General features: G+C 36.0%; 13 protein-coding genes and 1 pseudogene. 10 read left to right on the forward strand and 4 right to left on the reverse strand.

Features of this window, described 5'->3' with window-relative positions; all coding sequences use genetic code 11:
• Positions 1–525: 525 nt before the first annotated feature.
• The 5 genes and pseudogenes from JNUCC25_RS11830 to JNUCC25_RS11850 form a co-directional block, all read left to right on the forward strand.
• Positions 526–2,124, forward strand: a pseudogene (locus tag JNUCC25_RS11830) (M4 family metallopeptidase); the annotation flags it as partial.
• Between the two features lie 307 nt (positions 2,125–2,431).
• Positions 2,432–3,172: a metallophosphoesterase family protein gene (locus JNUCC25_RS11835; RefSeq protein ID WP_013057025.1), complete on the forward strand. Its 741-nt coding sequence runs from the start codon at positions 2,432–2,434 to the stop codon at positions 3,170–3,172.
• Between the two features lie 276 nt (positions 3,173–3,448).
• Entirely contained in the window at positions 3,449–4,117 is a 669-nt protein-coding gene (gene fsa, locus JNUCC25_RS11840) for a fructose-6-phosphate aldolase (protein ID WP_013057026.1), read from the forward strand.
• A 164-nt stretch (positions 4,118–4,281) separates the two neighbouring features.
• Positions 4,282–4,500, forward strand: a complete 219-nt coding sequence (locus JNUCC25_RS11845; protein ID WP_029321732.1) for a spore germination protein — start codon at positions 4,282–4,284, stop codon at positions 4,498–4,500.
• 119 nt (positions 4,501–4,619) lie between these two features.
• Positions 4,620–4,907, forward strand: a complete 288-nt coding sequence (locus JNUCC25_RS11850; RefSeq protein ID WP_029321736.1) for a hypothetical protein — start codon at positions 4,620–4,622, stop codon at positions 4,905–4,907.
• Between the two features lie 30 nt (positions 4,908–4,937).
• Here JNUCC25_RS11850 and JNUCC25_RS11855 read toward each other — a convergent pair whose 3' ends face one another.
• The 3 genes from JNUCC25_RS11855 to JNUCC25_RS11865 all read right to left on the reverse strand — a co-directional run bounded on the left by JNUCC25_RS11855 (position 4,938) and on the right by JNUCC25_RS11865 (position 6,994).
• The gene (locus tag JNUCC25_RS11855) at positions 4,938–5,609 is read right to left on the reverse strand and encodes an NAD(P)H-dependent oxidoreductase (RefSeq protein WP_029321738.1); all 672 of its coding nucleotides are present in this window, start codon (positions 5,607–5,609) and stop codon (positions 4,938–4,940) included.
• A gap of 301 nt (positions 5,610–5,910) precedes the next feature.
• Entirely contained in the window at positions 5,911–6,051 is a 141-nt protein-coding gene (sspL, locus tag JNUCC25_RS11860) for a small, acid-soluble spore protein L (protein ID WP_013057030.1), read from the reverse strand.
• 172 nt (positions 6,052–6,223) lie between these two features.
• A complete protein-coding gene (locus JNUCC25_RS11865) occupies positions 6,224–6,994 on the reverse strand; it encodes an SDR family NAD(P)-dependent oxidoreductase (protein ID WP_029321740.1) in 771 nt (256 codons plus the stop codon).
• 195 nt (positions 6,995–7,189) lie between these two features.
• Here JNUCC25_RS11865 and JNUCC25_RS11870 point away from each other — a divergent pair, with 195 nt between their 5' ends.
• The 3 genes from JNUCC25_RS11870 (at position 7,190) to JNUCC25_RS11880 (ending at position 11,008) form a co-directional block, all read left to right on the forward strand.
• The gene (locus tag JNUCC25_RS11870) at positions 7,190–8,797 is read left to right on the forward strand and encodes an ATP-binding protein (RefSeq protein ID WP_064471675.1); all 1,608 of its coding nucleotides are present in this window, start codon (positions 7,190–7,192) and stop codon (positions 8,795–8,797) included.
• The gene (locus JNUCC25_RS11875) at positions 8,794–9,501 is read left to right on the forward strand and encodes a response regulator (RefSeq protein ID WP_029321744.1); all 708 of its coding nucleotides are present in this window, start codon (positions 8,794–8,796) and stop codon (positions 9,499–9,501) included. The genes JNUCC25_RS11870 and JNUCC25_RS11875 overlap by 4 nt, the downstream gene beginning before the upstream one ends.
• A 199-nt stretch (positions 9,502–9,700) precedes the next feature.
• A complete protein-coding gene (locus JNUCC25_RS11880) occupies positions 9,701–11,008 on the forward strand; it encodes a CitMHS family transporter (RefSeq protein ID WP_454223269.1) in 1,308 nt (435 codons plus the stop codon).
• A 35-nt stretch (positions 11,009–11,043) separates the two neighbouring features.
• Here the strand turns inward: JNUCC25_RS11880 and JNUCC25_RS11885 are convergent, their stop codons facing one another.
• Positions 11,044–11,643, reverse strand: a complete 600-nt coding sequence (locus JNUCC25_RS11885; RefSeq protein ID WP_013057032.1) for a DedA family protein — start codon at positions 11,641–11,643, stop codon at positions 11,044–11,046.
• Positions 11,644–11,981: 338 nt separating this feature from the next.
• Here JNUCC25_RS11885 and JNUCC25_RS11890 point away from each other — a divergent pair, with 338 nt between their 5' ends.
• Together JNUCC25_RS11890 and JNUCC25_RS11895 are read left to right on the forward strand one after the other, a co-directional pair.
• On the forward strand, positions 11,982–13,262 hold the full coding sequence (locus tag JNUCC25_RS11890; RefSeq protein ID WP_454223270.1) for a GntP family permease: 1,281 nt from the start codon (positions 11,982–11,984) through the stop codon (positions 13,260–13,262).
• A 19-nt stretch (positions 13,263–13,281) separates the two neighbouring features.
• Positions 13,282–14,058 carry a 3-hydroxybutyrate dehydrogenase gene (locus JNUCC25_RS11895; protein WP_013057034.1) on the forward strand — a complete coding sequence of 259 codons (777 nt, stop codon included), beginning with the start codon at positions 13,282–13,284 and terminating at the stop codon, positions 14,056–14,058.
• Positions 14,059–14,160 lie beyond the last annotated feature (102 nt).

A 14,160-nucleotide genomic window follows, 5' to 3' on the forward strand; every position in this document is an offset into this window, starting at 1 on the left:
AAATAATGTCGTGAACATACATAAAAAACATATAAAAAATTTAATTAATAGATTAAAAAAATAAAAAATGAATAGGAACAGTAGATTTAAGTCTTAAAAATGGGCTAGAATTTATAATTTTCCTTATAAGTAATTTTTGTAAAATGCTTCAGAGAGTTGATAGTAAGAGCCAATAGCACTAACTAGGCTACTAGTTTTTATCACCTGCCCAGAAGAATTATTTCACTTGTATGAAAATCAGCATAAATGATTTTCATATAGTTTAAATAGGTAAAAAAGACTTATTGTAAAGATTTATTTTTAATTTTCATAATAATAGGAATATTAAAATAATATATAGACGTAGTAATTTTTAGTTGCTATAATGTTGCTAATTATCGCAATTAACAGAAAAATTGCGGTAATTAAATTTACTAGGGATAGGGAGAAAAAACTATGAAAAAGAAAAAACAGGCTTTAAAGGTATTATTATCAGTTGGTATTCTTTCTTCATCATTTGCTTTTGCACATACGAGCAGTGCCGCGCCAAATAATGTACTTTCAACTGAAAAGTACAACAAAGAAATTAAATCTCCTGAGTTTATTTCTGGGAAGCTCTCAGGCCCATCATCACAGAAAGCTCAAGACGTCGTATTTCACTATATGAATAAAAATAAAGACAAATATAAATTAGGAAACGAAAATGCCCAAAACTCGTTTAAAGTAACAGAAGTAGTGAAAGATCCCGTTGAACAAGCAACCGTTGTACGCTTGCAGCAGGTATACAATAATATTCCTGTATGGGGATCTACTCAATTAGCACACGTAGCGAAAGATGGAACCTTAAAAGTTGTATCAGGTACAGTAGCTCCTGATTTAGATAAAAAGGAAAAGCTAAAAGGACAGAAGCAAGTTGACAGCAAAAAGGCGATTCAAGCAGCTGAAAAAGATTTAGGCTTTAAACCGACGTATGAAAAATCCCCTTCATCTGAACTGTATGTTTATCAAAATGGTTCAGACACAACGTATGCTTATGTAGTAAATTTAAATTTCTTAAGCCCTGAACCAGGCAACTATTATTACTTTGTTGATGCTATTAACGGTAAAGTGCTAGATAAGTACAATACGATTGATTCCGTAGCTGGTCCAAAAGCCGACGTGAAGCAAGCGGCAAAGCCGGCAGCGAAACCTGTAACAGGCACAAATGCTATTGGCTCAGGTAAAGGAGTGCTTGGAGATACTAAATCCTTAAAGACAACGTTATCTAGTTCTACTTACTACTTACAAGATAATACAAGAGGCGCCACAATCTATACGTACGATGCAAAAAATCGTACATCTCTTCCGGGTACTCTATGGGCAGATACCGATAATACGTACAATGCAACCCGCGATGCAGCTGCAGTAGATGCTCACTATTATGCAGGTGTGACATATGATTATTATAAAAACAAATTTAACCGCAACTCCTATGACAATGCAGGAGCTCCGCTAAAATCGACTGTTCATTATAGCAGCGGCTACAATAATGCGTTTTGGAATGGCTCTCAAATGGTATATGGAGATGGAGATGGATATACTTTTGTTCCGTTATCAGGAGGATTAGACGTTATCGGACATGAATTGACGCATGCGGTCACAGAAAGAAGTTCTAATTTAATCTATCAATATGAATCAGGTGCATTAAACGAAGCAATTTCCGATATTTTCGGAACATTGGTAGAATACTATGACAACCGCAATCCAGATTGGGAAATTGGAGAAGATATTTATACGCCTGGAACAAGCGGTGATGCCCTTCGTTCAATGAGCAACCCAGCAAAATATGGAGATCCGGATCATTATTCAAAGCGCTATACAGGTTCTAGTGACAACGGCGGAGTTCATACAAACAGCGGTATTATCAACAAAGCGGCCTACTTGCTAGCTAACGGAGGAACGCATTACGGGGTTACTGTAACAGGCATCGGCGGCGATAAGCTAGGAAAAATTTATTACCGTGCCAATACGCTATACTTCACTCAGTCTACAACGTTTAGCCAAGCGCGTGCAGGTTTAGTACAAGCTGCTGCTGATTTATACGGTTCAGGCTCTCAAGAAGTAATTTCAGTAGGTAAGTCATTTGACGCAGTTGGTGTTCAATAAGTTATAAACCAAAAGTCGCAAGATAAATGAGGTATCTTACGACTTCCTATATTACCTTACTACCAATAAAGGAGTACTCGTATAAATATATTACAGTACTCCTTTATTTTATGTTAATAAATAAGGAAGACAGATTTCTTCTTGATCTATAAAAATCCACTTCTTATTCCTCCCTTTTATGTCCGTTCGGATTATACCATTGTTTGTTAAATGAAGAGGACCCGTTTTAGTAAACGGTCTTATTATAAAATGTTATAATAAAGAAAAGAATTGAATACATACATATGAAAAAGGAGTGGAGGAATCAATGGACAAAATTGCTGTTATTTCAGATATCCACGGAAATCTTCCTGCATTAGAAGCAGTTTTAGCTGACATACAACAACGAGATATCCATCGCATCATTTGTCTAGGTGATTTAGTAGGAAAAGGACCGGATTCAAGTAAAACGATTGATATCATAAAAGAAAAATGCGAAGTAACAGTAATGGGAAACTGGGATGACTTTATTACAAAGCCTGCGGAATTTGAAGCGTTAAAATGGCATCAAAAGAAGTTAAGTTCAACCCAAGAGGCATACTTAAAGGAACTTCCTTTTTCCGTTGAGTTTATGATGAGCGGAAAATTAATTAGAATGTTTCACGCTTCACCTAGAAGTCTTTATGATCGAATTCAACCCTGGGATTCACTTGAAAAGCGCCTTAGTCTATTTGCTAATACGGAATATACGGAAAATATAAAAGGATCAAGAGAGCCGGATGTTATCTGTTACGGAGATGTACATAATGCATTTATTCAACATATTAAAGGGAAAACGCTATGTAATGTAGGAAGTGTAGGAAACCCGCTTGATTTACCGCAAGCTTCCTATCTTATCTTAGAAGGAAACGATCAAGACGAAAGCCCTTCAGCATTTTCTATTCAATTTGTGCGTATTCCATACGATATTGAAAAAGCAATAGAATTGGCGAGATCTGTAGAGATGCCGGATTTTGAACCCTACGTTCAAGAATTAAAAACAGCTCGCTATAGAGGACTAAAAAATTAAGAATAGAATGTATCTCAACCTTCAGCATAAATGCTGAAGGTTTTTTAGTGGGGTATATGAGGGGTTTTTCAACATCATTAGTATGATACATGCAAATAAAAGTTATTCCGATGAATTTAAGGGAGGGAAAACTTGGAGAAAAACATACAGCATTTGAAAGGAAATAAATTTTATTTTATGAAGACAATATGAAGAGGGCAATTCCATTTGAACATAAAATCATGCAAAAACGCCCCTGAAAAGTTGTTTTTAACATAACGAGTGGAGGAATACATGATGAAATTTTTTATTGATACAGCTAACCTGGAAGATATTAAAAAAGCTTATAAAATTGGGGTATTATCAGGTGTTACCACAAACCCTTCCCTAGTAGCTAAAGAAGGCGTAAAGTTTGAAGATCGCATCGAAGAAATTTTAAAAACCGTCCCGGAAGTAGAATCCGTTTCAGCAGAAGTCACGCCCGACACAGTAACAGCAGATGACATGATTGCTCAAGCAGAAGAGCTTATAAAAATTAATGGAGGAGACAAAAATATAACGATTAAACTTCCTATGACCATTGCTGGATTGGAAGCAACCCGTTATCTAGCTAAAAAAGGCGTAAAAACAAACGTAACGTTAATTTTTACAGTGAATCAAGCGCTTCTAGCAGCGCGTGCCGGTGCCACATACGTATCGCCATTTTTAGGACGCTTAGACGATATTTCAGAAGACGGTGTTTATCTGGTATCTCGAATTGCAGAGCTATTTCGAATTCAGCACATTGACTCACAAATTATAGCAGCGTCAGTCAGACACCCAGATCACGTCACGCGAGTAGCTCTTGCTGGGGCTCATATTGCTACAATTCCGTATGCCGTAATTGAACAATTAGTAAAACACCCGTTAACAGAACAAGGAATTGAAAAATTTGCATCAGACTGGGAAAAAGCTGTAAAAAGTTAAATTCACTTAAGGAGAAGACATCATTTTAGTGTCTTCTCTGCTTAAAGGGTATACGAAGATTCTTTTTTTCTATTTTGCAGCAAACAACTTATCATTAATAGGCGAACATCCTATACATATATGCAGAGATGACATACGTTAATAGAAACGAAAGAGGTGTTAAAATGGGCTGTATTATTAACATTGAGAATATCGTGACTAACGGGTTAAAAGACAATTCGAATGTAAGCGTAGGCTGTGTTGTACAAAATAGTCACACGGCAAATACAAAATCGGTAGGAGCTTGTTTTTCGTTTGGAAACGGCTCTCCTGCTATTGCCTCTATGACAAACAGTAATATCGACTTTTGCAAAGGTGAAGAAAATAAAGAGAAACAATCTTGAAAACAATTCCAGAAAGAGTATTTCTGGAATTGTTTTTTGGTAAGTGTTAGAGTTTTGTTAACAAGTTGTTTTGGCTTTTAAAAGAAAAACATTCATGAGGGAGGGGTTTGAGCGGTGCTATGAGCATTATTTCTATTATTCCTTATACATACGTTGAAAGAAAAATAAAACGAACACAAAAGGTGACGATTCAGCATTCAAAAGACATGTGCTTATATACTGATAATATTCAAACAGAGAATGATTGCTTTCACATTAACAGCATATTTGACATCTCTTACAAATGCGTTTCAAAAGAAAGCGGCTTTTTATACTTACATACAAATCAAGGGATGTTCGCTTATACCATACACACCGATCCTGCTGCCTTTATAGCAGCATATAAAGATATAAAAAAGAAGGGGTGACATTGCTGTCAGCCCTTCTTTTTTTTGTTACTATTTTATCCACTCTACAACTTGATCCATACTTCTTCTCGTTTTTCCACGTTTAGGTTCATGAATTCGGTAGCCGAACGCAACCATAACGGAAATATCAAACTTACCGTCTTCTAGTAATCCTTCTTCTTTTAGAATTTCATGTACTTGGTCATAGTTAAATCCTTCAATCGGACAAGAATCAATACCAATTTGAGCAGCTGATGTCATCATATTAGCTAGTGCAATATAAGATTGTTTGCTAGCCCAATCAAAAAGCGCTCGCTTGCTTTCGAACAAGTGAAAATCATTTTCTTGGAAATCTTTATAACGAGGCATTAATGTCTCTAATACATCATCGGGCATTTCTTTTACGTTTTTCTGAAGATCCAATACATATTCAGAGTCATATCTTGCGTCTGTGCGAGAAAGAATAATAACAAAATGACTTGCTGTAGGAATTTGACCTTGTGCTCCCCAAGAAACAGCTTTTAATTTTTCTTTTAAATCTTTATTTTCAACGACTAAAAACTTCCACGGCTCATAACCTACTGAGCTTGGAGATAAGCGCCCTGTTTCTAAAATGAATTGGAAATCTTCATCGGAAATTTTCTTCGTTGGATCAAACTCTTTTGTAGCATGACGAAAGTTAAATGCGTCTAAAATTTCTTGTTTTTTATCTGTATTGTTCATGTGTAAACAACCTTTCTGTAAAAATATTTAGTGATGAACTGTTCAGAGTAAGCTATACCCTGTATAGCTTACAATTAACAGCCAGTTAACATACAATTTGTCATAAAATCCGTTTGCAGATTTATCATAAATTATATAAATCATTCTAACAAGTACGCACATTTTTGTTGTATAGTATACTTTTTTATACTGTTGATCCAATTTTATAAGAAGCAGAAAGGAGGAAACGATCTGGGGAGTTTGTTTTTGAAAAAATAGTTAAGAGGGAGAAAAAGGAGAAGAGTACTCTTCTCCTTTTTAATTAAATTTTGGTATTTGATTTTTTCGCTTTGTTTTCAAGTTCACTTTTCGGTTCTGTTGAAAATTCAACATCTTTTCCGTGTCCTTGAGGGTTAACACCAGGAGCTACTTGACCGCGGTTAGCAGATTTTTTTGTACCCATTTTCGTCACCTCCGTTCGGTTAGTATGTGCAAAAAAGTGAAACAAAAATCAAGAAGTAAAGCGTGGAAAGATAAATAGGAAAAGATTATCTTTAAGCATCTTCATTACATAAACAAGATAGTTACTCATTTAAACGGCCATAAAAAAACACCCTTGGAAGGGTGTTTTTTGTTTAAGAATCTGAGCTTGTCGCTCTGTCTGCGTATGGATAGATAGGATCTTTTAATTGAAATTTGTAAGTCACTCCATCTACAAGTCCTACCGTTTTATTGCTATCATAAAGATCCAGCATAAAAGCAGCCATTTCTTTTGACGTATGAAACTTAGGTACTCGTCCTTCGTATTCAAAATCACTCATATCCATCGAACGCTGTGCAAATTCTGTTTCAGTAGCCGCCGGAGCTAGAACTTTAGCCTGCATTTTTGCTCCTCTCCCTTTTAATTCTTGAGAAAGACCTTCTGTAAATGCACTTACGTAGAATTTTGTTGCGCAATAAGTGACTGCATCAGCAACAATGGTGTAGCCGCCTCCAGAAGAGACATTAATAAGCTGGGTACCTGCAACGTTTTCATAATCTCTTACAAATAGAGAAGAAAGAATGGTTAAGGCTTCGATATTTAAATGAAGCATTGTTTCAATTTTAGTTAATTTTTGTTCACCGACAGAAGCAAAGTTTCCGAATCCAGCATTGTTAATCCAAGTTTCTAATTCATACTCTTTGAGTGACTCATAAAACGTATGAGCATTTTCTGCCACGGATAAATCAATCGACTGGACAATAACATTTACATCTTGGTTCAGTTCTTCAATTTTTCTTTTTAACTCTTCTAGCTTGTCCTCTCTACGTGCAGCCAATATAAGATTTTTTCCACGTGCTGCAAAAGCTAAAGCTGTTTCATATCCAATTCCTGAACTTGCGCCAGTGATTACTGTATATTTCATGTTGATTCCTCCATTTTCGATGTTTTCGAATTGATTATAATTGTTAAAGTATACTTTAAGTCAAGCGTTTATTTGATTTATTTTTCCCTTTAGAAGTATGTTTATAAACATTTGAAGTTGGGTGCTAAACTTTTTTGCTTTTATGCTACACTTGAAACAACAGCCGAAATTTCATTTCATTAAAAGGAGGAATGTATGCGTTTTCCAAATGTGAATAGAAGACCTAGCTTACTTGCCCAAATTACATTACTTATTACGGTAGTTATTCTTGTGAGTACCGTCCTTGTATGCATTTTATTTTCTGCAATGATAGATGAAATTGTTGAAAAATATGTAGGTAAGCAAGCTATGACAGTAGCAAAATTAGCTTCTGAAGACAAAATGATTGTAAAAGCTTTTAAGAATAAAAATCCTTCTGAGCAGATCCAACCTGCTGCAGAAAAAATAAGAAAAACCACTGGGGCAGATTACGTCACCATCGCTAATGATAAAGGAATCCGCTATTCTCATCCCAATAGTAGCTATATTGGAAAACATACCAAAACAAGCAACGAAGCTTCTTTAAAGAAGCATCAATCCATTATTTATAAAGGAAAAGGAATTTCAGGCTTTGCAATTAAAGCCAAAACCCCCATATGGGATAGCCGAGGAAACGTAATAGGCGTTTCGTCGGTAGGGTTTCTTGTAAGCAATATAGAAAAACAGATTAATGATTATAGGATAAAAATTATTAAATTGTCCTGTATTCCTTTTCTTATTGGAGTATTTGGAGCTTTTTTTATTGCAAGGCGGGTAAAAAGACTAATATTTGGACTGGAACCGGAGGAGATTTCCTTTCTTTTTAAAGAAAAAGAGGCTACCCTTGAATCTATTCGAGATGCTACTGTTACTGTAAATGTTGAAAAATATGTAACGTCGATGAACAGAAGGGCTAGAGAACTATTTGGTCATCTTCAAATAGGAGGAGAGATAAAGAACGCCCGTTTAGGACAGCTAATTAATCAAGCGATAGAAAAGCAGCGGGTGTATTCTAACCAGTCCCTTGTACTAGATGGTCAGCAGTATATTTTAGATTTATCTCCTATTGTAAGAAAAAAAGAAGTGCAGGGTATCGTCCTTACTATAAGAACTTTATCTCAAATTGAAGAATTGACAGAAGAGATTTCTAAAATTAAGATGTTTTCTGATAATTTACGTGCTCAAAATCACGAATTTTTAAATAAGCTGAACGTGATTTATGGATTGTTAAAGTTAAAGAAGTATGAGCATGTCATGCAAATGATTTCATCAGAGGTAAAGGAACGCCAAGATATTATTTCTTTTTTAATGTCTTCTGTAAAGGATCCTTTGATTGCGGCATGCTTACTTGGAAAGATCAATCGTTCGAAAGAATTAGACGTTACTTTAGAAATTGACCAAGATAGTAACTTAACAAGTACTTTAGATATCGAAGACGCAAAAAACGTTGTTTCTATCTTGGGGAATTTAATTGATAATGCGCTCGAAGCTGTGCGAGAACATAAAGGGAACGTGCTGGTATCTTTTACAGATGTAGGAAATGACCTGATTTTTGAAGTTGAAGACAATGGACAAGGGATATCAAAAGAAGTAGAAAATATGATTTTTATAGATGGTTACACAACGAAAAAAGGTGAAAATCACGGAATTGGATTGACTATTGTTAAAAGATCTGTAGAGCTGCTTAAAGGTGAACTATACATAAGCAAAAGTATGTTACAAGGGGCAAGATTCACATTAGTTATCCCAAAGCTATTAAATAATGAAAAGGAAGAATCGATATGACTGAAAATCAAATTAATGTCATGATTATAGAAGATGATTCTACAGCTGCACAAATTTATGAACAGTTTACTAAGAAACTAGAGCATTTCACTGTTGTTGCGACAGCAGGATCTGGAGAACAGGCTTTAGAATTACTAACAATATTTACGCCGCAATTAATTTTATTAGACGTCTTTTTACCAGATATCAACGGAGTGGAACTGCTATGGGAAATCAGAAAGAAGTATCGAGGAATCGATATTATTTTAATAACGGCAGCCAATGATGTTGAAACAGTAGGGGAAGCAATAAGAGGAGGAGCATTTGGTTATTTGGTGAAACCTGTAATTATTGATAAATTTTTATCTACTTTAAAACATTATCAGTCTACGAGAATAGAATTAACCGAAAATAAAATGATTAACCAAGACAAAATAGACCATTTATTTAGAACACATCATAACCGCCACACTCAATCAGCAGCTGCAGTAACAGAACTTCCTAAGGGGATTGATAAACATACTCTTCGTTTAGTAAGAGATAAAGTTCGTGAAGTTCAGCAGAGCTTGAATGTAGATGAGTTTGCTCAACTAGTAGGTATCAGTTATTCAACAATGAGAAGGTATTTAGAGTATTTAGTATCTTGTAAAGAAATGCAGGTGGAAATAGTGTATGGAAGTGTAGGGAGGCCTGAGCGGAAATACCGAGTAACTAATTTTGCATAAAAACGAGATAGCGGTTCTTTGTCCGCTATCTCGTTTTTATGTAAAAATGATGCATGAAAAAAATGAAAAGAATTACTTTTATAAAAGATATTAAACTTATGGTGGTTATCTATGAACCTGGTTTAACAGGTGATACCTTTTTAGTAACGTGTAGCAAACAAAAAAATGAAAACGTTATCAAAAAGGAGGAAAAATATCCGTGCTTTCTTTATTAGGATTTTTAATGGTTGCAGTATTCATGTATTTAATTATGTCAAAACGACTTACCCCCATGGTTGCTCTTATCATTATTCCAATTATATTTGGTTTAATAGGTGGTTTTGCTAGTGGAATGGGACCTATGATGCTAGAGGGTGTAAAAGATATCGCTCCTACAGCTATTATGATTTTATTTGCTATTTTATATTTTGGATTAATGATTGATTCAGGATTGTTTGACCCTCTCGTTTCATTCATTTTAAAGGTTGTAAAAGGAGATCCTCTAAAAATCGTCGTCGGAACTGCTGTTCTTTCAATGATGGTTGCTTTAGATGGCGATGGAACTACTACCTATATGATAACGGTCTCTTCTTTGCTTCCATTATATAAACGCCTAGAAATGAATCCGCTTATCCTAGCAGGAGTTGCGATGCTATCTATGGGAGTTATGAATATGACTCCGTGGGGAGGTGCTTCTGCTATGGCTATGAGTTCATTAAATTTAGATTCGTCTCAGTTGTTTTTGCCTTTAATACCTGTAATGGGTTTTGGGCTTCTATGGGTGCTGTTTGTTTCTGTTGTCCTTGGAAGAAGGGAAAGAAAAAGGTTAGGAGTTATCAATATTAAACATTCTGCAAATGAAATTGCACATGCACATGAATTAGAGGGAACAGCGCAACATTCAGACTATCGACACCCTAAGTTAGTATGGTTTAATTTTCTCCTTACCATTAGTCTTATGGTGTGCTTAATTATGGACTTTATGTCGCTGATGCTTTTGTTCATGGTAGCGTTTGCTATTGCATTATTAATAAATTATCCAAACATCAAAGATCAACAGCAGCGAATTTCATCTCATGCAAATAATGCGGTAGCTGTCGTTTCAATTGTTATTGCAGCAGGTATTTTTACAGGAATTATGTCTGGAACAAAGATGATTGATGCTATGGCAAATACACTTGTAGGAATAATCCCAGATGCAATGGGCCCTTTTTTGCCAGTTGTAGTAGCATTTTTAAGTGCTCCATTTACATTTTTTATGTCTAATAATGCCTTTTATTTTGGCGTATTGCCGATTATTGCTCAAGCTGCCGAAAGTTATGGCATTAGCGCAGCTGAAATTGGAAGAGCTGCTATCTTAGGGCAACCTGTTCACGTGATAAGTCCCTTGGTAGCAGCAGCTCACTTATTAATTGGAATGGTAGGAATTGAATTTAGTGATTTGCAACGCTTTTTAATTAAGTGGGCGCTAGGAACTACGGCAGTGATGACAATAGCTGCATTAATTTTAGGTGTTATTTCTATTTGATAAAAAAAGACCCCAAGGGGTCTTTTTTTATACTCTTACATTGAACTAGACTGTTCGCTGCAGCTGCTTTTTTTAAAATAGAACTTATAAATTAAAAATCCGCATACGGCCACTACCGCTGCAATTAAAATATAGGTTTGTGCATCTGAGATAAAAGATTGAATGGACTTAAAGTTTCCGATTTGTCCTAACCAAAGCATGGCAATATTCAAAGGGAAGATACCAAGAAATGTGAGCAGAGCAAACGGCATAGGTTTCACTTTAGATAGCCCTGAAAGGTAGGAAATGTAGTTGCCGAGCCCTAAAGGACGAGCAATCGCAATACTCCATAATCCGCATTTTTTAAACCATTTTTGTGATTTCTCAAATGCTTTTTTCTTCTTTGATAATTTTTTCTTTACCTTATCCTCTAATTTATAGCCTATCCCATAAGGTATAAAGCTAAAAGCTGTATAAACGGCGCTTCCTGCAAAAGCGATTAATAATAATTTCACTATGTGCATGTTTAATAAGTATCCGTAGGTAAGGGTGAGAAGAGAACCAGGAAACGGCAGGGAGGAAGCCTCAATGGCCAGTCCGCTTAAAAGTCCCCAAATTCCAAATTGTTTCAGTAAGTCTGTTATGAAATGTAGCATAAGATCGCCTCTTTTTCTGTGTCATAACATTCAAATACCCATCTATATGTTCGGAAAAACTTATAAAAGAAAAGAAAATACAGGAAGAAAGCGGGATGTGAAAGAAAAAAACTTAGCTTGTACAAGGAAAAAGGAAGGAAGTGTATTTTATAGCTTCTACTCAGAGTAAAATTATAGGGGAAAAATAATAGAGTGTGGATTTTTAAATAAACTACCACTTTTATTCATAGTTTTGATTCCTTTTATTCATTTTACTTATGAAAATAACGGGTGTAAACTTGTTGTGTTGTGAAATAGCCCATTATGTATATGTATTAAAAAGGAAAGGAGGTTACCGTGTGGTTATTATTGTAGGATTGTTATTGTTGATGTTTTTTGCTTATCTAGGATGGTCTATTATCTGGGTGGCGCCTGTTGTAGCTACGTTCGTTGCTTATTTTAGCGGTTTAAAAGTACTGCCTACTTATACAGATGTGTATATGGAAGGGTTTGTAGATTTCGCTGCAAAATGGTTCCCCATCTTTTTATTAGGAGCCGTCTTTGGAAAGCTAATGGAAGATACAGGCGCAGCTAAATCGTTGGCGCAGCGTATTGCTAAATTATTTGGAAGTAAAAGAGCCATTTTAGGGGTGCTGATTGCTTCAGCTATTTTGACATACGGCGGAGTGAGTCTATTCGTTGTTGTCTTTGCGATTTATCCTTTAGCAATCGCGCTATTTCGAGAAGCTAACGTATCGCGAAATTTACTGCCAGCAACCATTGCACTCGGAGCATTTACGTTTACAATGACAGCGATTCCAGGTACGCCTCAAATTCAAAATCTGATCCCGACTGCTACATTTAAAACCAATGCAATGTCCGGTTCGATTATTGGAATGGTCTCAGGTCTTATTATGGCGGTGGGAGGATATTTATGGTTAGCTTATCGCGATAAAAAATTAAAAGCTAAAAATCAAGGGTTTACCGAGCCTAATGAATCATCAGTCGCAGCGAGTGAAGAGCAGGACTCGATGAATGTAATATTAGCTATTTTACCGCTGATTGTCGTTGTCGTGGCATTAAACGTTTTAAAATGGGAGCCTATCGTTTCGTTATTAATTGGTATTTTTTCTATTTTACTTATTAATTTTAAACATTATAAGAAGTTTATTTCTTCTATAAATGAAGGAACAAAAGGATCCGTGATGGCTGTTATTAATACGAGTGCAGCAGTAGGTTTTGGCTCGGTTATTACAGCAGTTCCAGATTTTAAAGATGTCACGCATGTGTTGCTAAATGTTTCGAGTAATCCGCTCGTTTCAGAAGCGTTAAGTGTTCAAGTGCTAGCGATGATCACGGGTTCAGCATCCGGCGGTATGGGTATTGCGCTTCAAGCATTAGGAGATACGTGGTATCACTTGTCTCAAACGACAAATTTAAGTGCTGACGCTCTGCACCGTATTGCAAGCGTTGCGTCAGGTGCATCTATTTTACCGCATAACGGTGCGTTGTTAACGCTGTTAGCCGTAACTGGTCTTCGGCATAAAGAAACCTATAAAGACGTATTTGTTGTTGCATTTATCATTCCAACAATCGCTTTATTTGCAGGAGTCGCATTAGCGGCAGCCGGTATTATTTAAAAACAGGAGGAGAATACACATGGTTGAAAATCAAGTAATTGTAATCACAGGAGCAGCAAGAGGAATTGGGTTTGAAATAGGTAAACGATTCGCAGAAAACGGCGGAAAAATTGTGTTATCCGACATTGATCAAGCTGCTGTAGAAGCTGCAGCACAAAATCTTCGTGAAGCTGGATTTGAAGCGCTTGGTGTCAAAGCCGATGTAACAAAAGAAGAAGAAATCAAACATTTAATTGAAACAGCAAACGCGCATTTTGGAGCGGTTCATACGTTCATTAATAACGCTGGCTTGCAGCATGTTTCTCCAATCGAAGAGTTTCCAACTGAAAAATATGAGTTAATGATCAAAATTATGCTAACAGCTCCATTTATGGCGATTAAGCACGCGTTTCCGATTATGAAAAAACAAGGGTTCGGACGTATTATTAACGTTTCTTCTATCAACGGTTTAATCGGTTTTGCGGGCAAAGCAGCTTATAACAGTGCTAAACACGGTGTAATTGGGCTAACAAAAGTAGCTGCTCTTGAAGGCGCAGCACACGGTATTACGGTGAATGCACTTTGTCCTGGCTATGTGGATACACCACTAGTGAGAGGTCAGTTAGATGGTTTAGCTAAAACAAGAAATGTACCATTAGAGAGTGTGCTTGAAGAAGTTATTTATCCTTTAGTCCCTCAAAAAAGATTACTAGACGTGAGCGAAATTGCTGACTATGCTATTTTCTTAGCGAGTGATAAAGCAAAAGGTGTAACTGGTCAAGCGGTAGTAATGGACGGCGGATATACAGCTCAATAAAAAATAGAATAAGTCATTAAAAGCATAAAGGAGTCTAATGAGCTTCTTTATGCTTTTTTATGTTATATCTATTCTATCGAGTTAATCAACGTTAAAATATAA

Source organism: Priestia sp. JNUCC 25, from assembly GCF_053667915.1.